The following is a 22,726-nucleotide window of genomic DNA, read 5'->3' on the forward strand; positions in this document are numbered from 1 at the left end:
ATGAAGAATAAATACACTTTAGGAATGATCGGTCTTGGAACCATGGGCCGAAATTTATTGCTTAATATGGCCGATAATGGCTTTCAGGTTACAGGTTATGATAAGGATGCCCGCATGCTTAAAAAGCTTGAAGAAGATGGTAAGGCCCATAACTTAAAAGGATTTGAATCATTAGAGGATTTTATACAAAGCCTTGAACTTCCAAGAAGGATTATGCTTTTAGTACCTGCTGGTAAAATTGTTGACAGCGTAATTCAGGAACTTGTTCCTTTACTTGATAAAGGCGATATGATCATCGACAGTGGAAACTCTCACTTTACTGACACAAGCAGAAGAGCGATTGAGCTTTCAGACCAGGGCATCCACTTCTTTGGAATGGGTATATCTGGTGGCGAAGAAGGTGCCCGTTTCGGACCAAGCATGATGCCTGGTGGAGATAAAGCTGCTTACAACGCAGTAAAACCTATTCTAGAGGCTGTTTCTGCAAAAGTTAACGGCGATCCTTGCGTAGCATATATTGGCCCCGGTGCTTCTGGTCACTTTGTGAAAATGGTTCACAATGGTATTGAATATTCAATGATGCAAATTCTTGCCGAGACTTACGACCTTTTAAAGAACGTACTTGGCTATAACAATGAGCAGATATACAACACATTTGAAAAATGGAACAATGGCAGGTTAAAATCTTTCCTACTGGAAGTAACCCGCGATATTTTTAAAGTTAAAGATAAAAAAACCGGAGGCTACCTGATTGATGTCATCAAAGATCAGGCGAAATCTAAAGGCACAGGAAAATGGACTTCGCAAGTTTCTATGGACTTGCAATTACCTATTCCAACTATAAATGAATCGGTAAGCGCACGCGATCTGTCAAAATTCAAAGAACTCCGTGTTGCACTGTCACAAGCATTACCGCATCAGCAAATTAAAGTTGAAAATGCAGCAGCGTTTGAAGTACAGTTAGAGCAAGCGCTTTATTTTGCTATGATAACCTCTTATGCTCAGGGACTTCATTTATTGGAACAGGCCTCAGCAGAATTCAAATATGAGCTTAACCTGAAAGAAATTTCTCAAATCTGGCGTGGCGGATGTATTATCCGTGCGGTGCTACTTGAAGATATTTATCAGGCCTACAAAAAACAACCGGAGTTACCACATCTATATTCAGATGAGAGCATCCAAAATCAGTTAAAAGAAATTATTCCGGGCACAAGAAATGTTGTGATCACAGCATTAAAAAATGGCATTGCAATTCCTTGCTTCGCCTCTGCACTTACCTATTACGATTCCCTTAGAACTGATAAATCACCATTAAATCTAACCCAGGCACAGAGAGATTTCTTTGGCGCACACACTTTTGAGCGCATTGATGAAGAAGGTATTTTCCATGCCGATTGGAACGAGAACAATTAATTAAATCACAACCCACACTGGATATAATAACATTCTAATGAAAACTAGCCTCAACGTTAACCCAACCATTGTAGTAATTTTTGGCGGTACCGGTGACTTAAATTTGCGCAAACTTGCGCCCGCTCTTTACAACTTATACACAGACGGCTACATGCCTGAAAAGTATGCCATCATTGGAACTGCCCGCAGGCCGCTTACTGATGACAAATTCAGAGAGAACCTAATGGACGGCGTAAACAAATTCTCAAGATCAGGAAAAGTAAAGCAGGAAAAGTGGAACAAATTTGCAGAAAATGTTATTTATAATTCTGTTGATGTAGAGACTCCAGAAAGCTTTGGTTTGCTTAAAAAGAGCATAGAGAAACTTCAGAAAGAGTTTGGTCCTAAAACACAGGTTATCTATTACCTTGCTGTAGCACCAAACCTGTTCCCACTTATTGCTAAGTGCTTGTCAGATTATGGATTAGCAGGAACTGAAGACAACTGCCGTATTGTAATCGAAAAACCTTTTGGAAGAGATCTTGAAACAGCTAAAGAACTAAATTGTATTCTTACCGGCATATTTACCGAGAAACAGATCTATCGTATAGATCATTATCTAGGTAAAGAAACCGTGCAGAACATAATGGCCTTTCGTTTTGCAAACTCATTTTTGGAGCCGCTTTGGAACCGCACTTATATAGATCACGTTCAAATTTCTGTAACAGAGCAACTTGGTGTTGGCGATAGAGGGGGCTATTACGAAGGTGCTGGTGCGTTAAGAGACATGATTCAGAACCACTTGCTTCAATTACTTTGTTTAATTGGTATGGAAACACCAGTAAACTTTGATGCAGATGAGATCAGAAACAAAAAGGTGGATGTATTAAAAGCAATGCGTCCGTTTAGTTCTGAAGACATTCGTTTCAGCACAGTTAGAGGTCAGTATACTAAAGGTTGGGTAGAAGGTAAAGAAGTACCTGGATACAGACATGAAACTGGGGTAGATGCCAATTCAAATACTGAAACCTTTGCTGCAATTAAGTTTTTTGTAGACAACTGGAGATGGCAGGGAATTCCTTTTTACGTACGTACAGGAAAACGTTTGTTCCAGACCTCTTCATTAATTACCATTCAGTTTAAAGATGTACCTCATCATATTTTCCCTTCCGGAGTAACCGAGCACTGGCAACAAAACAGGTTGATCATCAGTATTCAGCCTGAGATGAGTATCCGTTTACAGGTACAAGGTAAAAGACCAGGATTAGACATGGTATTGAATCCAGTTGACATGGTATTTGACTACAAAGGAACCTATAGCTCAGAAACACCCGAGGCTTATGAAACCCTTTTATTAGATGTTATGACAGGCGATCAGACCCAGTTTATGCGTGCCGATCAGGTAGAAGCTGCATGGGAGTTGTTAATGCCGGTTGTTAACGCATGGGAAAGCAAAAAATCTTTAAGCTTCCCTAATTACACTGCAGATTCATGGGGACCAGAAGACGCCGAAGCGCTGATTGCCAGAGACGGTTTCCACTGGTTTGCATTACCACTAAATAAAGAATAATGAATTTATTAATTTATAAAACTCAAAGCGAATTATTTGAGGATCTGATAGACTATATAGTAACTATTGCCAATCAGTCAATTGCAGAAAACGATTGCTTTAATTTTGTACTTACAGGTGGTAACTCACCTAAAGCCTTATATGAATTACTAGCTACCACATACCGCGATAAAATTGACTGGTCTAAAGTATATTTCTTCTTTGGCGATGAGCGCAATGTATTGCCAAATCACGAAAGTTATAACGGTTTAATGGCTAAAAGAGCAATACTAGATCCTTTAAATATTGCCGCTGATCATATATTTTATGTAGATACCACCCTTGCTCCCGAAAAGGCCGCAATTGAGTATAACAAAGCTATATCTGCACATTTTAATGGTGCTGACATCATTTTTGACCTGATCCTGCTAGGAATGGGCGATGATGCACATACTGCTTCATTATTCCCTGGAACATCTATTCTTGACAACAAGGAAGTAGAGGTAGATTCAGTATTCGTAGAAAAACTTTCTACCTACAGAATCAGTTTTACTGCACCGCTAATTAACAAAGCTAAAAACATTGCTTTCCTTGTTTTTGGTGAGACCAAAGCACAAGCTGTAAAACACGTTATCGAAGCGCCAAAAAAGAATACAAAATTGTATCCTTCACAATTAGTCAATCCTGTTGATGGTAGTGTAACCTGGTTTCTTGATGATGCTGCAGCAAGCCTGTTAGATAGTTAATAAGATTCTAAGAAAAAAAAAGGTGTATCATGATTTATGATACACCTTTTTTTGTAAAAAATACAAGTATGTTACAAAACAGAAATATTCCAATTTAGTATCTTGCCATCAAATACTCCCTATTTGTTATGGAAAAAGAAATCAATGCATTACCCCGTCGTCAGTTTCTGGGCAATGTATCAAAAGCAGGAATACTAGGATCATTAGCTGCCTTTTTACCAGGCAGCAGTTCTGCCGAAGTACTTAAATCCTTTACCGCCATCCCAGAAGACGGGCATGTCTTTTTAACAAAACCCTATTTGCAATTACCTTCGGCAGACGGCATGACTATAAGGTGGGTTACCAATAAACTTTGCTACAGCTGGATTGAATATGGCGAAGGGAACAATCTAAACCTAAAAGCCCACAATGTAACCGACGGTCTGGTTGACGCCCACAACAGAATAAACTTTGTTAAATTAAAAGACCTTAAACCAGGCACAAAATACAGCTACCGTGTATTATCTAAAGAAATCACAGACTTTCAGCCCTATTCCTTAAAATATGGAGAAACCATCTCTAGTGAAACCTATTCCTTTAGCACACCAAAAGCAAATCCTGAGGCAGTTTCATGGCTTATACTAAACGATATTCATGATCGCCCGGCATCAATCCCGCATCTGCTAAAATTAAACAACGAGGATTACGATTACGTATTTTTCAACGGCGATATTTTTGATTTTCAGAAAGACGAACAGCAGATCATAGACCACATGCTTAATCCATCTACAGATGTATTTGCAAGCACAAAACCGTTTATGTTCGTCCGCGGCAATCACGAAACCAGAGGCAAGTTTTCTCGTGAACTGAAAGATTATTTTTCTACTAAAAACGACAAAGGATATTTCGCTTACCAATGGGGCCCGGTTTTCAATATCGTATTAGATACTGGCGAAGACAAGCCTGATGATCACCCCGTTTATGCCGGAATAGTAGACTTTGATGGCTACCGCAAAGAACAGGCGAAATGGCTGGAAGAAATCATGAAATCAAGCGCTTACAAGAAGGCAAAATTCCGTGTGGTTATGATGCATATTCCCCTATATCATTCCGGTGATTGGCATGGACCAATGCATTGCAGAGAACTCTTTGCGCCGCTGTTTAAAAAGTATAAGGCAGACATTGTAATTTCCGGACATACACATACCTACGGCGTTTGGCCACCATCTGCAGAACACCCCTACCCTGTTATCATAGGCGGCGGGCCACAGGAAGGAAAGCGTACGCTTATTAAAGTAAAAGCCGACAGTAAAACACTGGATTTAGTAATGCTTAAAGACGATGGATCGGAAGTAGGAAAGTACAGTTTAAAGAGCAGCTAAACTTTAATTCTTTCTAAAACCGCAGCATTATTTTCTGTATTTATGCCTTTTAATTCCACATATTTAACATTTGGCAACCAAAAAGAACCACCTTCAATCCTCACAAAAATCCTGTCGAGCTGAATCTTTTTGTTATTAACCGTTACATAAACGTGGAACTTCTTGTCGTTCTCAGATTTAAGCAAATACATCGGCAGTTTTTTATGCGAAACAAACCTTAGTTCATAGTGGTCTTTACCTATCTCTTTGGCCTGAATACCATATGCAAATTTCTTTTGGATGTAGCTTAAATCCTTTTTCTCGCCCTCATCCCCATAACGAATCCAGTACACTAGAATAGGTTCTTTTCTGTCTACCTCTCCATTTTTATCTGCATTTAACTCACAGATGATTGTGTTGGTGTTAGGATCTCTCTGTAAATAAAAAAGCAGATTGGCAATTCCTTTTGGAGTTGGAAATTTTAAAGGTGAAGGATCACTTTTATCAACTACCTGAGCATATGCAGGTACAGGATTTACTATTGCTGTGATTAATAAACTAAAAAGCAACAGTATATTGAGGGTTAGTAATTTAGCGGTTCTCATTGGTAAAGTATTAGGGTTCAAAGATAAAAAGAGAATTCTAAACTCTTGATATTCAATTGTCAAATTGCCGACATTATCTTTCACAATAACACCTATAGTATAATTCTGAACCAGAACTGGTATATTGCAACAATTATGGGTTACGCGAAAGAAAGAGGAAAGCTTGAAAAGCTATCAACAAAAATAGTCGGCATAAGCATTTATGACGAGAAGAATTTAGGAATTCTAATCGATATTCATGAGCAGTACTCGCATACTGTAAGGATTCTAAAAAATAAAGAGCCGGAAACATTTAGTGATCTATACACCAATGAATTACAGGAAGTAAAAGCTGGCAAAAGGTCTCTTAGAGAGAGCGATTCAGACGAAACTCGCCAGGCTAATTTCATTGCATACAAAGAATCAATACAGCGTGCTTTAGAGAAAACGATTAAAGCTACAATAGAATCTTTATAATAATAGACTCTTTATAAGAAGAATTGAAAGTATAAAAAGACCCGATTGAAAATTCGAGGGCACTGAAAAAGTCCTTTACAAAAATGGGGCAGTTCATAAATCATGAATTGCCCCATTTTCATTAAGTTGTAAGAAGTTTTTCTAGTTAAAATTTTCTGTAGCCGACCCTGAGAGGGTCAAATTCAATTATTTCATAATTTTATTTGACCATAACCTTCGGCAGATAAACGCTTGGCATCTACACCTAGTTTAATCAACGCCTGCATTGCAGTATTCGCTCTTTCATTAGATATCTTCTGATTTACAGCGGCATCGCCTATATTATCAGTATAACCACCCATTTTTAGCTGCACATTTGGATAAGCTTTTAAAATGGCAGCTATATTTTTCAATTGCTCCTGAGATTCTGCTTTTAGCGTACTCTTTCCAGTCTCAAAATACAACCTATCAAATGTAAACCAGGTTGTTTTATCAACAGGTTTATTCTTATCCTCAATAAATGAAATAAGGCTATTCTCTACAGAATTCTCAGCAATGCTAAGTTCAGTACCATCTGGCAATTTCTTGCTAATTTTAGCACCCAGATCCTTAACAAAATCTCCTGCCTCGTTCAATTTACCTGCAACAGTAGATACCGCGGCATCCGCGCCCGCTTTCACCGCTCCGGCAGCAGAATCCATTGTGGCACCTGCCGAATCAATATTGGCCGATAAAGAATCTGTAACAGTGGTCATTTCTGTTTTGTTGCATCCAGATTTACCCATAATCCACCAGGCACCTAGCAAAATAACAAGCAACGGTATTAACCATTTTAAAAAGCTACCACCCGCTTTAGGCTGTTCCATAGGAGTAACATAGTTTGTTTTTGGTATTTTTACATCAGCAGGAATCTCAACCTTTGGAATATCAACTTTTGGGATATTAATACTAGCCAAACCTAAAGAATCACTTAAACCACTTGGTAGTGCAGCAGCGATAGCCGATTTGCTTTCAAAGATCTTACCTAATAAATCGGAGATATTCCATCCTTTACTGGCCATTAACTTAGAAATATAACCTGTAATTAATGGAACAATCATGGCCAGCAAACCTGTAGCTTTTGCACCACTTAAACCACTTGAAGAGGAAACCGCATCCGTTACTGCTCCTGTATCGCCACCAAATAAGCCACCAAGCAAAGATTTGCCTTTCTCCAATAAAGAATCCTGATCATCATTTAATAAATCTGCAGGGTTACTGCCGGAACCGGTAACACCGGATAAGATATTGCCTAGAAAGCCTGTATCACCGCTGGCTCCATTTTTCAGGATGCCCGCTAGAATAGCTGGGATACCTGCTGAAAACCCTGTTTGAACCTGATCTTCGGTTACGCCAGCTTTCTGACTTAAAGAAGAAATCGCATCACTGCCTATTTCATTCTTTATCATTTCAATTAAATTCATGTTTATAGTTTTAAGTTAGTATTCTAAAATAAAAACAAACACCCGCTCCTTTAATCTCCAATGGTACATAAAAAAACAGAACGTACCTACACGTTTATTAAATCTAAGATTAAGCTGTTATAAATACAAATCTAATAGCCTAATAGAAAACCACTTAGGTGTAGTTCATAACATCTTGTCTCCTACAACAATTATTCATGATAGAAGTTTAGATTTGTAGAATAATAAATTTATTTTGGAGGAGCACACTACGTCAAAAATTTTTCATGAAGAGTTTTATGAAACAGGAAAAGAACTGTATGCCAAATATGGTGCTGAACTTAGGACAATCAGTTCAAGAGAAAGTGCAGACTACGGGGCACGCAATTTTAAACTACCAGGAAAAACTATTGAATTTAGAGTCTCTAAAGTTACCCCTAAAAAAGTAGGTCAATTTGTTGCTATTTGGAGAAGAAATGAACAAGGTTTAACCCAGCCTTTTGAAGAAACAGACGAGATAGATTTTATGGTAATCAGCTCAAAAACTGAGCATAATTTTGGACTATTTGTTTTTCCAAAATCCATTCTTATTGGGCAGGGAATTATCACAAGCAAGAATAAAAACGGGAAACGAGGAATCAGAGTTTATCCGCCCTGGGACAAACCAACAAATAAACAGGCTCAAAAAACTCAAAGCTGGCAAATAAAGTATTTCGTCCAAAACTTGACGTAAATAGATCAGAGTCCTAGTAGGCGACATAGTTTTAAAATGATTATCTCATGGTTTACTACATCCCCAAAGTTCCATACATAATAATCATACACAGTGGTCTGAACTCATTACCCTCACGTTGTCAAAGATCGACAAGCTGATAAACACTGGTTTTAAGGCTTTTGTAAAAAACAACACACCTGTAAATGCGGCTTATAAATACAACTCAGACCATCCTTTTATTAAGCAAGGCGAGCATTTTTTGCTCAACTAACCTAAGTTGGTATATAGCAGAGGGCATGTAGTTACTCCCGATGGTATACAGATCTCATCAGCCGAAGGGAAGATTACTTTTACCTGGCTGCCACAAAAACAGTCAACATATTGCCAATTTACCGATCTGGCGAGTTTTCTGGTGTACAATCCAGAAAAGGAAAGGGCAGTTATTTCGCAGGGCAAAGTGAATAGGTATGCGCAAAACTTTGTAATGCAAATGCCTGCAGATCATCTGGGCGATACGGTGCATTGCTATATCAGCTTTGCCTCGGCCAATGGAAAGTTGCAGGGCGATAGTTTGTATGTAGGCGAGATAACGGTGGGGTAACGCTCTCTATTTCGCTATATATGATGGGCGCAAAAAGCATTAAAAGTTGCTGTAGTTACATAGCAACAAGGCATCCATATCGCATAAACCATTTATCAGCAAGTAAATTTGTGGATTTTTTTGACAAAGAGATACTAAAGTTTTGGAGAGCCCTTGAGGAGTATTGCTGGACAGATTGCCACTACGTCTAGTAAAACACACAATCCACTCCTCACATTAACTGTCGATTAAGAAAAAGACAGTTTTCGTTGTTATTCAAGAATCGTAATAAAGCCCCCTATTTGTGTTGATATGCGGATTTGGGTTTTTGAACGAAAACTCACTTCCCCTAGTATACTTTAGGAAGAAAATTCCTCAACAGAATATGCAAGTGCATAGCACTTTGTTTATGCTCGAATATTGAATAAAATGAACAAAATCAAAACTTATTCAAAACAAACTGTATTACAATAATTTAAGAACAAAAACCTCTCACTGACTTCCATTTCCCTCCGTTAAATAGTAACCTAAACGAAACTAAAACTGAATATAATGAACAAAAATCATTGAAAGAACTGTAATAAGTTTGCTATACCATACATCAAGGTAATTTTTTGTCCTAAAAATTATTCACTGATAGTATAGATTAAACTAATTTACCGCTCATAACCTTGAAAGCTTGTCGCTCATATGTTCAACTTTTGGGATTACTGTTAACAGTGATGTTGATGGTTTTTGGGGGCGAGGTGAAGGGGCAGACTTCGAACATTTATGCAACTTATGTAGGTCCCCCACCAACCAATACAGGTGGAAGTGCAGGGGCAGGGGGAAACGGTGGCTTCGGGGGGAGTAATGGAGTTATCGGCTCTTTCACCATAACTGGCCACAGCAATATTAACGATGCCGACCTGACCAATTTTGCTACACTAGCTCCCATAAGTGGTCAGGGAGGGGGACTGTTGGGAAGCACCGGGGGAACATCCTCTGCATACATCAATTTAAATTTCTCAGGGGCCATTTTACCAAAAACCGGCACGTCCATAATAATTAAACTAACAGCTGGAACTTTAAGCGGAGTTCAGGTACAGGCTTATAATGGTATTACTGCCCTTGGCAGTGCACAGTCATTTTCATCCCTACCGCTAAAAGGTACAAATGAATATGTATTTATTACTCCAGCAGATTGTAACAGCATAAGAATTACATCCACCACTTCTGCTGGTGCTCTACTAGGTGGGATCTCCACAAATTCAACAAATATTTACTACGCTTATATCCTTGATCCAAATTGCAATCCACCCGTTTATACAGCTATCAGAAAAACTACAATACTTGATCTGGGCTCTGCAATTAGCAACGAAACAAATGCCATTGATGGAAACCTGAATACCTTCTCCTTGTTTTCAAATGGTTTAGGTGTGGGAACAACATTGTACCAGACTGTTTATTTTTCCCAACCCTCACCTACGGGCAGCGTAGCCACATTAACCCTTTCCATTCCTCCGGCTGTCATATCTGCTGGTGTACTGGGCTACATAAATATCAACACCTACAACGGAGCAACGCTGGTCAGTAATACTTCATTCAGTGKATTATTGCTTGGAACCGATCTATTAACATTATTGAATTCAGGTGGAAAAACCACAATTTCCATTGCCCCTCCATCAGCATTTGACCGTGTAGAGCTCTCAGCAAGTTCCCTCTTAAACCTAGCAACAAGTCTAAACCTATATGAGGTACAGATAACCCCTCCAAAACCAACTTTTACAGCCCCCGGTTCAACCCCTGCTGTAATAATTTGTTCAGGAACATCCGTAACGCTTAAACCTGATGCGCCAGATTCAGGAAATGAATTGCGGTGGTATGATTCTTTAACTTCAACAACATTATTAGCCAACACCAATACTTATACGCCTACTCCATCACTTACAGCAACCAAAACCTACTATGTGGCAACCGCAAGAACAAATTGTAATGCTGAATCAGAAAGAGTTCCAATAATCGTTACCGTAAATCCTCTCCCAACTGTTTCTGCAATTATTGGTAACGCAAATATTTGCGTGGGTGTTGGTTATACATTTACCAATACGAGTGAAGATCCAGGTGTTTGGAGTACTAATAACTCTTCAGTAGCCACTGTTGATGGTACTGGATTTGTAAAAGGTGTTTCTGTTGGAACAGCTAGCATCACATATACTATTACCAATACAACTACACATTGTAGCAATTCAACTTCTTTCACTGTTGATGTATCTCCACTCCCAACAATATCTTTAGGAAATATTCCAGCCATATGTAAAGGGACTACAGCAGCCACCTTACCTTATACTGCTGTTTCTTCCGGTAGTCTTAAATATGACATCATTTGGAATACAACAAGTTTAACCAATGTTAGCGGAGCTGATCTTCCTACGAGTCCAATTCAATTGAGTATCCCTTCAAATGCACCTGTTGGTACATATACAGGAACTTTTAGTATCCGGAATACAACAAGCAATTGTACTAATTCATATCCAATAAGTTTAATGATCAACCAATCACCAGTCATTATTGTAATCACAAATCCAACTGCTTGTAAAGGAATAACAAACGCAACATTAACTTACACATCTACATATAGTCCAACCAGCTACAGCATCAATTGGGATTCCGCAGCAATAACAGATGGTTTTGTGAATRTATCATCTGATACTCCCTTACCAGCTTCTAATATAAGCATTATTGTTCCCACAACAGCAAATGTAACTACTTATGCTGGGACAATAAGTGTTAAAAATGCGAATGGTTGTATAAGCCCCCCTGTAACTTTTAACATGATCATACACCCTAAACCACCTCTTCCACAAGTAAACATAACTTCTAATTAATAAACAATTAACGTAAAACTTAAAATCAAAAAGACATGAAAACAAAAATTACATTTTTAAAAATGAGCTTCTTATTAGCTTCATTTTTAATCACTTCAACATCTGCAATGGCAGCGACATTTTATACTTGCTCTGGAACAACCCTAAATTTAGGTGTAACAAATTTACCAGCAGGAACTTCAGCTTTGTGGGATGTCAAGAAAGATGGAACTCAATTCGCTGGTTATCCCTCTGCCACCGCACCAACTTCGTTTACAGATCCAGGAAGTTACGAAGTGATACTAGTTTCGCAGACAGATGCAGCCTCAGGGCAATGTTCTTCCGATCCTGTAAGCAACACAATAATCATACTCCCTCCATTGGCATTTTCATTAAACGCACCTTCTGTTCCTGCCTATTGCCAATCCAACAACACGGTTAATTCTTCTGATATCACTCAAACAGGAGCTGCATTATCTCCAGTAAGCGGATCAGATCTAGTTTTAGAATATACTTATAGCGTTAATAATGGAACCACAACTGTAGATGGGAGTACCGTTGGTACTATTGACCAAGCTACTGGAAAGTTTACACTAACAACAACTACTCCAGGTGTCTATGTAATTACAGGAAAGGTAAAATATAAACAAGCAACAACGTTTACGAATACACTTCTAGGTACAGGTTGCGAGGTTACAGCTACAACAACTCAAACAGTCACAGTAACTCAAACTCCTGGTCAACCTACAGTTACTATTACAGCACCATAATTTAAATATTAAGGTCAGAGCTTTATGTCTAACAGAAAAATAAGTTTTGTGTCAAGTATGCTGTTGCTCAGTGCAACGGCATGCTTTGCGCAATCTTCTGGTCCGCAAACGGTGAATCTCCCGCAGGGGGCTTCTTTAAAGTTGCGGGCAAATTCTGTTAACGCATCAACCTATCAATGGCTTAAAGACAATCAAATTGTAAGTGGCGCTATTGGCCAGGAATTTACAGTATTTGTTTCTGGAACATACACTGTAATATCTTATAACACCGAAGGCTGTGCTTCCGATATTTCAGAGGCTGTCATCGTTGTAGGCGGAACAACTCCTCCTATTATTCTCAAAGCTGATATGATGGTTACCAAAACATCAGAAAACAGGGCTTTAACACTTAACGACTCATTCGATTACACCATTAATGTAAAAAACAATGGGACCGATAAGGCAACCAACATTAAGGTTACAGATGAGCTACCTCCCGAGGTCGAATTTCAGCAACTAACCCCTACTGCCGGTAGTAATGCAAGGTATAGCTTTGCAACCAGGACTGTGCTTTGGGAAATTGATAGCCTGCAAAATGGCGAATCTGCAGATTTAAGGATAAAAACTAAAGCTCTTAAAGCCGGTGTTATTTACAACACGGCAAAGGTCTCGGCTGATCAGTCAGATCCAAATATGGCTAATAACGTTTCCACTGCCAGTACTTCGGTAGCAGGTATTATTATACCAAACGTGTTTACGCCAAACGGAGATAATAAAAATGAAACCTTTGAAATACCAGGTGTACAAGCGTTTGAAAATGAAATCACCATCCTAAACAGATGGGGAGGAACTGTATACTTCAAAAAAGGCTACAATAATGAATGGACCGGACGAGGGCTTAATGAAGGTACTTATTTCTATGTACTAAGACTAAAAATAGGCACCAAATGGGAAATCTATAAAGGCTATATCACTTTATTAAGGGGCAAACAATGATGAAAAGAATCATACTTCTGTTTTTAGCATCTATTGGAATTGTGTGTAGCTCAAGTGCACAGCAAGACAGTCAGTTTACACAGTACATTTTCAATACAATCCATATTAATCCTGCTTATACAGGATATAAAAAAGAACTATACATACAGGCTTTTTATCGTGCACAATGGGTAGGCGTAAGAGGTGCACCAACAACAGTTTCAGTAGCTGTAGATGGTGCTATTGACGACGGAAATGTTGGTCTTGGATTCATCGCTTCAAACGATAAGATCGGTGCGCAAAAAAACCTTTCTGCATATGCAAACTATGCCTATAAAATTCAACTGGGTTATGATGAAAATTCCAGACTCTCTTTTGGTTTGGCAGCAGGTGTAATGCAACTTGGCCTTGATGGAGATAAATTAACCAGCATAGATCCCGATGATGAGGTTATCCCTACTGGAATGCAAACCAGATTTTTCCCTGATGCAAGGGCTGGTATTTACTACTCTAATGAAAAATATTTCGCCGGACTTTCGGCAAGTAACCTGATAGCAAGCTGGGCTGCAAAAAACTATAGCAACAATCTTCTTGTTCCTGTTCCGCAGCCGCACATATTTTTAACTGCAGGCGCTTTAATACCCATTACTTACGGATGGGCGTTAAAACCTGTTATTTTATTAAAAGACGACATAAAGGGTCCTACTTCTTTGGATGTTAACGCCTTCCTCCTACTCAATGAAAAGGTATGGATAGGTGGTTTTTATAGAACCACGGTTCCTTTGTACAACAAAAAATTCCTGCAAAAAGACCTCACTAAAAAGAATGCGCTGGGCATGATGTTCGAACTCTTTGCTACAGACAACCTAAGAGTCGGCTATTCTTACGACTATTCTCTAAACAAACTTCAGTACTACAACTATGGCAGTCATGAGTTTTCAGTAGGCATTTATTTAGGCCCCAGAAATATGCGAAAAATCAGATCATCCAGATGTTATGATTTTTAAAAGGACTATTCAGGTATTATTTTGTCCGTTTGAGCACTAAACATCTTTAATTCAAATGCCAAACCCTTCATTTTTGTAAGCACATAATTTCATGTGAACTTTGCGAGCTTTGTGATAAAATAAAAGTTCTTCGTTAATCATGAATATATTTGTACTAAATGAAAACGAAACTTCCTCTTAAAAATTTAATAAAAATAAGCTGCTGTTTTACTACAGCCGTCAGTTTGTTTTTATTTCTTTCTTCTTTTATTCAAGAAGGGGAACTGTATGGCTCTCTGGTAAAATGTTTATTTTTCCAACTGCTGCTCACGTTAATGTGCTTATCTAACATTCGTCTGTTAGTGGTTTTTGGCGATGAGAAATCGCCTCCGATAAGCAAAAGCACCAAAAAGTTTTACCTGGCAAGTTTTGTGATGAGTGCGGTAATAATTATATGTATTTACTGGCTTGGGCAATACCTTACTTTTCGCGGTATTATAGAACAACACGAACCATTTAGGGTTAGAGGTAATGTAATTTATCTGTACCTCAGTTTACAGGGATTCTTTATCAATGGTATTGTTTTGCTACTCCAAAACTTCATTATTGTACAAGATTCTAATAACCAGGTACAATTGGAGAACTCACGTTTAATTGCAGCAAGGTCTCAGGCGGCTAATGAATTATTACTTCAGCAAATACATCCGCATTTTCTGTTTAATGCCCTCAACATATTAAAATCTCTAATTAAAAGAAGTCCCGATAAAGCTGAGGATTATTTACTCCGTTTGTCTGACTTCTTACGTGTCTCCATATCGGGCAACAAAAGCGGAATAGCATCACTGAATGATGAGCTGAAATTATGTGCAGATTACCTGGAGATGCAAAAAGTAAGGTTTGGTGAGGCCCTGAGTTTTAATTTAGACATACAAGAGAAAGAAAGCTCAGGATTAGTACTTCCGGTTTTTTCGCTTCAACCGCTTCTGGAGAATGTGATTAAGCATAATGAACTAACGGATGCTGCTCCGCTGAATATAAATATCAAACAAAATGGCAACTGGATCAGTGTAACTAATAACATCCAGCTTAAGTCGAACCTGGAACATTCTACCGGTAGTGGTTTGGCTAATCTTGCAGAAAGATATAACCTGTTATCTGGTGATGAGATTGATATCAGAGATGATGGACTTACCTTTTCTGTTAGCTTAAAAATATTAAAACATGAAGATTGTAATTATAGAAGATGAACAAATAACAGCTGAGGATCTTGCTGATCTAATCATCAGATTACAACCTAATGCTCAAATTGTTGCAAGCCTAAGATCGGTAAAGGAATCACTGCATTATTTTAGAACGCATGGCATGCCTGATCTTATCTTTAGTGACATTCAACTTGGTGATGGATTAAGTTTCGACATATTTAAAGCTGTTGAGGTTACAGCTCCTATCATTTTTTGTACCGCTTATGATGAATATGCATTCAACGCTTTTCGCACAACAGGTATAGATTATATATTGAAACCAATCGTTTCATCAACAGTTGAACAGGCGCTAAAAAAATATCAAACCTTACGCAAGGAATTTACCACTTCGGCGGTTTCTTATGATTCTATTTTAGATCTGTTTGCAAACAAACCTGTGCAGAAAACATTTTCTATTTTAGTTACCCATAAAGACAAGATCATTCCTGTAAAAATGGAACACATTGCTCTGTTTTATATTAAACATGAAGAAACCTGCTTGTTTACTTTTGACGACAAAACGTATGCGGTTAGCAAGAAAATGGAAGAGCTGGAACGTATTTGTGGTGACGATTTTTTTAGGGTAAACCGACAGTGCCTGTTAAACAGAACAGCGGTTAAAGATGCCGCTCATTTTTTCTCTCGTAAGCTGATTATAAACCTCTTAGTTCCATTTAAGGAAACCATCACCATAAGCAAAGAAAAAACTCCTCAATTTTTAGACTGGCTTGCCAGAAAATAAATACGTTTACAATTCAGCTTCAATTTTGTCCGTTTCGGTGTAAATTCTCTTTTCTTAAATTCACAAATCAACCATCTTTATATGTGTTAGGTTGAGGCAATAAGGATTGCAACCTGATAATTGTTAGACACAATCAATGAAGAGTGATGAACATAATTATTTTTAAAACCTCGGTACGGGACAAAAATGATCTTAGTACCATTAGGCGTAAGATGGACAATCTGCTTGGCACAAAAAACTGGACTTTTGCATTAGAGGATGAAGATAAAATCCTTAGGGTAGTTAGCGCCAGTTCCTATGTACCTGCCATCAGAAAAATTTTAATGAAATATGGCTTTATTTGCGAGKAATTGCCCTATTCTTTAGATGAGTTTAAAGTTTAGGTCATAATGCACACTACGCCCACTTCCGGCGGCTATTAAAATTTCTAAATCACTTAGTTCCTGCAAATCGCGTGTGGCTGTGGCTTTTGATGTTTTTGTAATTGAGATGTATTTTTTTGCTGTCATCCCTCCTTTAAATCCTTCGGTACCTGCATCTAACATTTTGATGATCGCTTTCTGCTGACGACTATTTAATTGTTCTTTATATTTATCAAAGAATCTGGTTTTCTGCAACGTAAAATTTACTAACGTTTTAGCTTTCCGTTGAGCAGTTAATGTTACTGAAACAAAATAGTTTATCCATTCAGAAATGTCATTACTTTGCTGGGCTTTTTTAAGAGCTTCATAATAGGCAGCTCGATCTATCTCAATCGCTTCAGAGAGACTAAGTAAAACCGGCCTTCCAAGAGTTTGAGAAAGTGCTTTCTCGGCAATTGCTCTTCCTATTCTCCCATTTCCATCTTCAAGTGGGTGTATTGATTCAAAATACAAATGGGCAATTGCAGATCTAACGGGCGCACTGTTAATTTCCCGAGATCCTCCGGGAGCTGTTTGATTAAACCATTCTATAAAATGCTCCATTTCTGCTGGCACCCGACTTGAAGGCGGAGCTTCAAAATGAACCGTTTCACTTCCAATTCTACCAGATATAACCTGCATTGGTTCGTCACCTTTTCTCCATGCTCCAATTCTTATTCTATTTGATGAACCCAAAAGGGCTTTATGCCACTCCCATATTTTTTTTTGAGTAAGTGGTTCTTTAAATGAATTTCGAACATCAATCATAAGTTCGCCAATCCCTGATGCTCTTCTGTCGTGCACAACATCAGATGGAATATTAAGTCCAAGATTATTACGAATGGAGGACATAATTTCCTGTCGGCTTAAAAACTCGCCTTCAATTTCAGAAGTCTTCACCGCTTCTGATATCATAATCTGCAACAATGCTTCTTGCTGAATGTCTGGTGGCAAAGTTTGTAATATGCCGTTCACTTCACCTGTTTCCAGTGTAAAGGCGTATAACATAGCCTCGCTTTTATTAAGCTGAATCTTAAAATCTGGCCACTCCGGTAGTTCCCAATTATATTTCATGAGCCAATTATTTTTACTAATCGGCTCAAATATAGTGAATTTATGAGCCGATTAGTAAAAATAATCGGCTCATAAATTCACTATGACTTTTAACGAACAATAACGAGTTTTATACTGTTATGTAATCACTAAGTTCGTTACCTGCTGTGAAATCAGAAAAAAATGACATAATTATAGTTGGTGGTGGCTTAGCTGGATTAACCTGTGCAATACATTTACTAAAGTCCGGATTTGGCGTTACCCTAGTAGAAAAAAACCATTACCCGCAGCATAGGGTTTGCGGCGAATACATTTCAAATGAGGTTATTCCGTATTTGAAATGGCTTGATGCTGACCCGGCCGGGCTAAATCCAACAGAAATTACCCGATTGTCTATTTCTTCTGCCAATGGCAAAACAATAAACACAGAATTGCCGCTCGGCGGTTTTGGAATTAGCCGCTTTGCACTTGATCATTTTCTTTACCAAAAGGCGTTGCAAAATGGATGCACTTTCATAAATGATACTGTAACCGCTATTGATTTCAAGGATGATGTATTTAGCATTAGCACAGCCAAAACTGGTTTGCTTAACGCAAAAATTGCAATTGGCGCTTTTGGAAAAAGATCATCATTAGATCAAAAAATGGAACGGGGATTTATTCAAAAAAAATCGCCGTGGCTCGCAGTAAAAGCACACTACAAGGGCGATTTTCCGGATGATCTGGTTGCACTTCATAATTTTAAAGGAGGGTATTGTGGCGTTTCTAAAGTTGAAAACGACCGCATTAACATCTGTTACCTAACAGATTACCAAAGCTTTAAAGCGCATAAAAACATTACAGATTTTCAAAAACAAGTACTTTACAAAAACCCTCATTTAAAAGAAGTATTTGAAAACTGCATTCCATTATTTGATCAACCGCTAACCATAAGTCAGATTTCTTTCGAGAAAAAAGAGTCTGTTTATAACCATATTTTAATGGTTGGAGATACCGCAGGTTTAATCCATCCTTTGTGTGGAAACGGAATGGCGATGGCCATCCACAGCGCCAAACTTTGTGCAGAATTAACCATTCAATTTTTGAATGGCAATATCTCATCAAGAAATCTATTAGAAGAAAAATATGAAAAAGTATGGAACCTGAATTTCAAAAATAGACTGACCGTGGGGAAACTTCTGTCGGGGATTATAAGAAAAGGAAAACTCTTCGCTCCATTGTTAAATCTATTGATTAAATTCCCTTCTATATTACCTCAAATTATTAAAAAGACTCACGGAAAACCAATTATTTAAATGCTTGTAAACACCAGTCGAAGAAGCGAAGCACCTGAAATAATGGATAATTTCTCYATGGAAGGAGAAATACTAAGAGACGCTTTAGACAAAATTGCAAGCATAAACAGGTTGCTGGGCGGAAACAAAGTAACCTTGCAGGGCGTAACAACCTTAATAAAAAACACCGGGACTTTTAGCAATAATACCGCAAAAGAGATTAGCATTTTAGATGTAGGTTGTGGGAATGGTGATATGCTGAGAACCCTTGCAGATTATGCTGCTAAAAATAATTTAAAGTTTAAACTAATTGGAATTGATGCCAACAATTATACCATTGGCTATGCGCAGCAGTTATCCAAAAACTACCCAAACATTAGCTACGTATGTACAGATATTTTCAATGAAATTGAACAACAAAGCTCTTACGATGTTATCCTTTGTACATTAACCCTTCACCATTTCAAAGATTCGGAAATACTGAAACTGATGAACGGTTTTAGAAATCAGGCAGAGATGGGTATTGTGGTTAACGATTTACATAGAAGTGCTATTGCTTATTACCTGTTTTTGGCGATATGCTTTGTTTTCAGGCTCAATAAAATGTCTAAAGATGATGGATTGGTTTCGATACTTAGGGGTTTTAAAAAGGCCGACCTCCAATCTTATTCCAGGGAACTGGACTTTAAAAAATATACGGTAAAATGGAAATGGGCATTTCGTTATCAATGGATAATTCCAACTTCCAATTAACAAAAACCATTTATGAGCGTAAAGATCAAAACCATTGCTAAGCTGCTGCCCCGGTATTCAAGAAAAACTGAAGAAATTATACCTTTTTTAGATTCTTGGTTAAGCGGACAAGATGAACGTTTCATTAGAAAAGTAAAAAAGATATTTGAAAACGCAGGCGTTKACCAGCGCTATTCAATCATGTCGCCTGAAGAAGTATTCAGCAACCTGACTTTTGAAGAAAGGAATAACATTTATGTAAGAGAGGGCATAAACCTTGCTACCGAATGCTTAAAAAAAGCTTTGAAAAAAGCGACATGGTTACCTGAAGATCTGGATTATATAATTACAGTGAGCTGCACGGGTATCATGATTCCTTCGTTAGATGCATACCTCATCAATACCTTAAATCTGAAACAAGATATCGTTCGCTTACCGGTTACGGAAATGGGATGTGCGGCTGGTGTTTCGGGCATGATATACGCCAATAATTTTCTGAAAGCCAATCCTGGGAAACGGGCTGCTGTTGTGGCATACGAATCGCCTACAGCAACATTTCAGGTAAATGATTTTTCTATGGCCAACATTGTTAGCGCGGCAATTTTTGGTGATGGCGTGGCTTGTGCGTTACTGTCATCTCATTCTGATGATGAGGGTCCGGAAATTATTGCGGATGAAATGTATCACTTCTACAATGCAGAACAGATGATGGGTTTTAAACTGGTAAACAGTGGTTTGCAAATGGTTTTGGATGTTGCAGTGCCTGATACGATAGAAAGTCATTTCCCTGATATAATCCATCCGTTTTTAGCGAAACACGAGTTAACGATAGATGATATCGATCATCTGATCTTTCATCCGGGGGGAAAAAAAATTGTTCAGCTTGTTGATGACTTATTTGGTAAATTAGATAAGAATATAGAAGATACTAAAGCGGTTTTAAGATTGTTTGGAAATATGTCGAGCGCCACGGTTATGTACGTTTTAGAACGCTTTATAGAGGGTGAGCAAAAGGCCGGAGATTTGGGGCTGATGTTAAGCTTTGGCCCGGGGTTTTCTGCGCAAAGAATATTGTTGAAATGGTGATTTAAAGTTAGTTTTGCGTCATCTCGAACGCAGAGAGATCTCTCTTGAAATCGCAATCATAAACAAGAGATCTCTCTGCGTTCGAGATGACAAGACGAAAATAAAAAAGATATAAACATAACATGAATAAAGAAGAAATTTTGGCCCACTTGCCTTACTCCAAACCGTTTTTATTTGTAGATGAAATACTTCATATTGATGAAAACGGATCAAGCGGAACTTTCACATTTGATAAAGATCTTGACTTTTACAAAGGTCACTTTAAAGATCATCCGGTTACACCCGGTGTAATTTTAACTGAAACAATGGCTCAAATTGGTTTGGTTTGTTTGGGGATATACCTTACAGGAAGTGCTGAAGGTGGTGTACCGGGACATGTAATGCTAACTTCTACTGCTATTGATTTTATGAAACCGGTATTCCCGGGAGAAAAAGTAAAGGTTGTTGCAGAAAAGGTGTATTTCCGCTTTAAAAAACTAAACTGTACTGTACAAATGCTAAATGATCAGCATGAAGTGGTATGCAAAGGCACAATAGCCGGAATGGTAACCAATAAAATGAATGGATAACAGAGTTGTTGTAACAGGATTAGGTGTTGTTGCCCCAAATGGAGTTGGCTTAACTGCATTTACCGATGCCATAAAAAACGGTACTTCGGGTATTAAACACGATCCTCAGTTAGAACAACTGCAGTTTTCTTGTCAGATAGCTGGTAAACCTGAACTGTCTGATGATTTTATTGCGCAATATTTTACAGCCTTAGAACTAAGGAATTTTAACAGTACAGGCATCCTGTATGGCGTTATTGCCGGTATGGATGCCTGGAAAGATGCAGGCTTAACCATTACTGAAGGTGATGAACCTGATTGGGACTGCGGAACAATATTTGGAACCGGCACTTCGGGTATTGATAAATTCAGAGAGTCTATCTATAAAGTTGATGACCTGCAACTCAGGAAACTTGGCAGCACTGTAGTGGTGCAAACGATGGCTAGCGGAATCAGCGCTTACCTGGGCGGCAAGCTTGGATTGGGAAATCAGACAACCACAAACTCATCGGCCTGCATTACCGGCGCAGAAAGCATTTTAATGGCTTATGAGCGAATTAAAACCGGGCAGGCGACAAAGATGCTCGCTGGCAGCACAAGCGACAGCGGGCCTTATATATGGGCCGGATTTGATGCAATGAAAGTTTGCACTTACAAACACAACTCGTCTCCAGAACAAGGATCGCGACCAATGAGTGCCAGTGCAAGCGGCTTTGTGCCTGGAAGCGGTGCAGGAGCGATGGTTTTGGAATCGCTGGATAGTGCCCTAAAGCGAAATGCAACAATTTATGGGGAAATAATAGGAGGCCATATCAATTCAGGCGGACAAAGAGGCACCGGAACAATGACAGCTCCAAATAGCATTGCTGTTCAACGCTGCATAAAAGGAGCCTTGCAAAATGCAGGCATTAAAGCCAGCGAAGTAGATGCCATTAACGGGCATCTTACAGCAACCTCTAAAGACGCCACAGAAATCCAGAACTGGAGTATCGCCTTGAATAGAAAAGGTTCAGATTTCCCCTATATCAACTCTTTAAAATCTACAATCGGCCATTGCCTAAGTGCCGCCGGAAGCATTGAATGTGTCGCTTCAATTTTACAATTGCATCATGATTTTATATTCCCGAATATCAATTGTGAAGATCTAAATCCAGAGATTAGCGACGCGATAGATTTCAATAGAATTCCGCAACAATTGTTGAACACAAATGTTAATATTGTGGCTAAAGCAAGCTTTGGATTTGGAGATGTAAATGCTTGTATTATCTTAAAAAAATACGTTAAATAAT

At 38.5% G+C, this 22,726-nt stretch carries 22 protein-coding genes; 19 read left to right on the forward strand and 3 right to left on the reverse strand.

What is annotated here, in order from left to right; all coding sequences use genetic code 11:
• The 4 genes from gndA (at nt 1) to AC1DDK_RS00500 (ending at nt 5,048) form a co-directional block, all read left to right on the forward strand.
• Nucleotides 1–1,413 (forward strand): NADP-dependent phosphogluconate dehydrogenase, encoded by a 1,413-nt coding sequence (gndA, locus tag AC1DDK_RS00485; RefSeq protein WP_337715100.1) that lies wholly within the window; start codon nt 1–3, stop codon nt 1,411–1,413.
• A gap of 37 nt (nt 1,414–1,450) precedes the next feature.
• Nucleotides 1,451–2,962, forward strand: coding sequence for a glucose-6-phosphate dehydrogenase (gene zwf / locus AC1DDK_RS00490; protein ID WP_288880460.1), 1,512 nt, complete (start codon nt 1,451–1,453; stop codon nt 2,960–2,962).
• Nucleotides 2,962–3,687 carry a 6-phosphogluconolactonase gene (pgl, locus tag AC1DDK_RS00495; protein WP_172663729.1) on the forward strand — a complete coding sequence of 242 codons (726 nt, stop codon included), beginning with the start codon at nt 2,962–2,964 and terminating at the stop codon, nt 3,685–3,687. The genes zwf and pgl overlap by 1 nt, the downstream gene beginning before the upstream one ends.
• A gap of 128 nt (nt 3,688–3,815) precedes the next feature.
• Complete coding sequence (locus AC1DDK_RS00500; protein ID WP_337715103.1) at nt 3,816–5,048, forward strand: purple acid phosphatase family protein; 1,233 nt, start codon at nt 3,816–3,818, stop codon at nt 5,046–5,048.
• Here AC1DDK_RS00500 and AC1DDK_RS00505 read toward each other — a convergent pair.
• Nucleotides 5,045–5,632 (reverse strand): DUF4833 domain-containing protein, encoded by a 588-nt coding sequence (locus AC1DDK_RS00505; RefSeq protein WP_172663731.1) that lies wholly within the window; start codon nt 5,630–5,632, stop codon nt 5,045–5,047. The genes AC1DDK_RS00500 and AC1DDK_RS00505 overlap by 4 nt on opposite strands.
• Before the next feature lie 45 nt (nt 5,633–5,677).
• On the opposite strand from AC1DDK_RS00505, the gene AC1DDK_RS00510 reads away from it, so the two are divergent.
• Nucleotides 5,678–6,088 carry a hypothetical protein gene (locus AC1DDK_RS00510; protein WP_246269740.1) on the forward strand — a complete coding sequence of 137 codons (411 nt, stop codon included), beginning with the start codon at nt 5,678–5,680 and terminating at the stop codon, nt 6,086–6,088.
• Nucleotides 6,089–6,279: 191 nt separating this feature from the next.
• Here AC1DDK_RS00510 and AC1DDK_RS00515 read toward each other — a convergent pair whose 3' ends face one another.
• Nucleotides 6,280–7,530 carry an OmpA family protein gene (locus AC1DDK_RS00515; RefSeq protein ID WP_477633743.1) on the reverse strand — a complete coding sequence of 417 codons (1,251 nt, stop codon included), beginning with the start codon at nt 7,528–7,530 and terminating at the stop codon, nt 6,280–6,282.
• Nucleotides 7,531–7,765: 235 nt separating this feature from the next.
• Between AC1DDK_RS00515 and AC1DDK_RS00520 the strand changes: the two genes are divergently transcribed.
• From AC1DDK_RS00520 to AC1DDK_RS00560, 9 genes are all read left to right on the forward strand, one after another.
• The gene (locus AC1DDK_RS00520; protein WP_216854517.1) at nt 7,766–8,242 is read left to right on the forward strand and encodes a MepB family protein; all 477 of its coding nucleotides are present in this window, start codon (nt 7,766–7,768) and stop codon (nt 8,240–8,242) included.
• A gap of 259 nt (nt 8,243–8,501) precedes the next feature.
• Nucleotides 8,502–8,825 carry a DUF6266 family protein gene (locus tag AC1DDK_RS00525; RefSeq protein ID WP_337715105.1) on the forward strand — a complete coding sequence of 108 codons (324 nt, stop codon included), beginning with the start codon at nt 8,502–8,504 and terminating at the stop codon, nt 8,823–8,825.
• Nucleotides 8,826–9,505: 680 nt separating this feature from the next.
• Entirely contained in the window at nt 9,506–11,671 is a 2,166-nt protein-coding gene (locus AC1DDK_RS00530; RefSeq protein ID WP_477633744.1) for an Ig-like domain-containing protein, read from the forward strand.
• A 35-nt stretch (nt 11,672–11,706) separates the two neighbouring features.
• Nucleotides 11,707–12,420, forward strand: a complete 714-nt coding sequence (locus AC1DDK_RS00535) for a hypothetical protein (protein ID WP_216854518.1) — start codon at nt 11,707–11,709, stop codon at nt 12,418–12,420.
• Between the two features lie 24 nt (nt 12,421–12,444).
• Nucleotides 12,445–13,395 (forward strand): T9SS type B sorting domain-containing protein, encoded by a 951-nt coding sequence (locus tag AC1DDK_RS00540; protein WP_172663736.1) that lies wholly within the window; start codon nt 12,445–12,447, stop codon nt 13,393–13,395.
• On the forward strand, nt 13,392–14,381 hold the full coding sequence (locus AC1DDK_RS00545) for a PorP/SprF family type IX secretion system membrane protein (RefSeq protein WP_216854519.1): 990 nt from the start codon (nt 13,392–13,394) through the stop codon (nt 14,379–14,381). The genes AC1DDK_RS00540 and AC1DDK_RS00545 overlap by 4 nt, the downstream gene beginning before the upstream one ends.
• A 314-nt stretch (nt 14,382–14,695) precedes the next feature.
• Nucleotides 14,696–15,607: a sensor histidine kinase gene (locus AC1DDK_RS00550; RefSeq protein ID WP_172663737.1), complete on the forward strand. Its 912-nt coding sequence runs from the start codon at nt 14,696–14,698 to the stop codon at nt 15,605–15,607.
• Nucleotides 15,582–16,343: a LytR/AlgR family response regulator transcription factor gene (locus AC1DDK_RS00555; RefSeq protein ID WP_172663738.1), complete on the forward strand. Its 762-nt coding sequence runs from the start codon at nt 15,582–15,584 to the stop codon at nt 16,341–16,343. Before AC1DDK_RS00550 ends, AC1DDK_RS00555 begins: the two co-directional genes overlap by 26 nt.
• 146 nt (nt 16,344–16,489) lie before the next feature.
• Entirely contained in the window at nt 16,490–16,726 is a 237-nt protein-coding gene (locus AC1DDK_RS00560) for a hypothetical protein (RefSeq protein ID WP_477633745.1), read from the forward strand.
• Here AC1DDK_RS00560 and AC1DDK_RS00565 read toward each other — a convergent pair.
• The gene (locus AC1DDK_RS00565; protein ID WP_288880485.1) at nt 16,706–17,818 is read right to left on the reverse strand and encodes a Fic family protein; all 1,113 of its coding nucleotides are present in this window, start codon (nt 17,816–17,818) and stop codon (nt 16,706–16,708) included. The two genes, AC1DDK_RS00560 and AC1DDK_RS00565, sit on opposite strands and share 21 nt — an antisense overlap.
• A gap of 146 nt (nt 17,819–17,964) precedes the next feature.
• Between AC1DDK_RS00565 and AC1DDK_RS00570 the strand changes: the two genes are divergently transcribed.
• The 5 genes from AC1DDK_RS00570 (at nt 17,965) to AC1DDK_RS00590 (ending at nt 22,725) form a co-directional block, all read left to right on the forward strand.
• A complete protein-coding gene (locus tag AC1DDK_RS00570; protein WP_337715108.1) occupies nt 17,965–19,092 on the forward strand; it encodes an NAD(P)/FAD-dependent oxidoreductase in 1,128 nt (375 codons plus the stop codon).
• Between the two features lie 42 nt (nt 19,093–19,134).
• Nucleotides 19,135–19,824 carry a methyltransferase domain-containing protein gene (locus AC1DDK_RS00575; protein WP_477633746.1) on the forward strand — a complete coding sequence of 230 codons (690 nt, stop codon included), beginning with the start codon at nt 19,135–19,137 and terminating at the stop codon, nt 19,822–19,824.
• 12 nt (nt 19,825–19,836) lie between these two features.
• Nucleotides 19,837–20,889, forward strand: a complete 1,053-nt coding sequence (locus AC1DDK_RS00580) for a type III polyketide synthase (RefSeq protein WP_477633747.1) — start codon at nt 19,837–19,839, stop codon at nt 20,887–20,889.
• A gap of 122 nt (nt 20,890–21,011) precedes the next feature.
• Complete coding sequence (locus AC1DDK_RS00585) at nt 21,012–21,458, forward strand: 3-hydroxyacyl-ACP dehydratase FabZ family protein (protein WP_172663744.1); 447 nt, start codon at nt 21,012–21,014, stop codon at nt 21,456–21,458.
• A complete protein-coding gene (locus tag AC1DDK_RS00590; RefSeq protein ID WP_337715112.1) occupies nt 21,451–22,725 on the forward strand; it encodes a beta-ketoacyl-[acyl-carrier-protein] synthase family protein in 1,275 nt (424 codons plus the stop codon). The genes AC1DDK_RS00585 and AC1DDK_RS00590 overlap by 8 nt, the downstream gene beginning before the upstream one ends.
• Nucleotide 22,726 lies beyond the last annotated feature (1 nt).

The organism is Pedobacter sp. 05T44, assembly GCF_056395985.1.

Coding starts and splice junctions, on each gene's coding strand:
- gndA (WP_337715100.1), top strand. CDS start 1: ATGAAGAATAAATACACTTTAGGAATGATCGGTCTTGGAACCATGGGC.
- AC1DDK_RS00500 (WP_337715103.1), top strand. CDS start 3,816: ATGGAAAAAGAAATCAATGCATTACCCCGTCGTCAGTTTCTGGGCAAT.
- AC1DDK_RS00550 (WP_172663737.1), top strand. CDS start 14,696: ATGTGCTTATCTAACATTCGTCTGTTAGTGGTTTTTGGCGATGAGAAA.
- AC1DDK_RS00505 (WP_172663731.1), bottom strand. CDS start 5,632: ATGAGAACCGCTAAATTACTAACCCTCAATATACTGTTGCTTTTTAGT.
- AC1DDK_RS00585 (WP_172663744.1), top strand. CDS start 21,012: ATGAATAAAGAAGAAATTTTGGCCCACTTGCCTTACTCCAAACCGTTT.
- AC1DDK_RS00535 (WP_216854518.1), top strand. CDS start 11,707: ATGAAAACAAAAATTACATTTTTAAAAATGAGCTTCTTATTAGCTTCA.
- pgl (WP_172663729.1), top strand. CDS start 2,962: ATGAATTTATTAATTTATAAAACTCAAAGCGAATTATTTGAGGATCTG.
- AC1DDK_RS00540 (WP_172663736.1), top strand. CDS start 12,445: ATGTCTAACAGAAAAATAAGTTTTGTGTCAAGTATGCTGTTGCTCAGT.
- AC1DDK_RS00590 (WP_337715112.1), top strand. CDS start 21,451: ATGGATAACAGAGTTGTTGTAACAGGATTAGGTGTTGTTGCCCCAAAT.
- AC1DDK_RS00565 (WP_288880485.1), bottom strand. CDS start 17,818: ATGAAATATAATTGGGAACTACCGGAGTGGCCAGATTTTAAGATTCAG.
- AC1DDK_RS00515 (WP_477633743.1), bottom strand. CDS start 7,530: ATGAATTTAATTGAAATGATAAAGAATGAAATAGGCAGTGATGCGATT.
- AC1DDK_RS00555 (WP_172663738.1), top strand. CDS start 15,582: ATGAAGATTGTAATTATAGAAGATGAACAAATAACAGCTGAGGATCTT.
- zwf (WP_288880460.1), top strand. CDS start 1,451: ATGAAAACTAGCCTCAACGTTAACCCAACCATTGTAGTAATTTTTGGC.
- AC1DDK_RS00545 (WP_216854519.1), top strand. CDS start 13,392: ATGATGAAAAGAATCATACTTCTGTTTTTAGCATCTATTGGAATTGTG.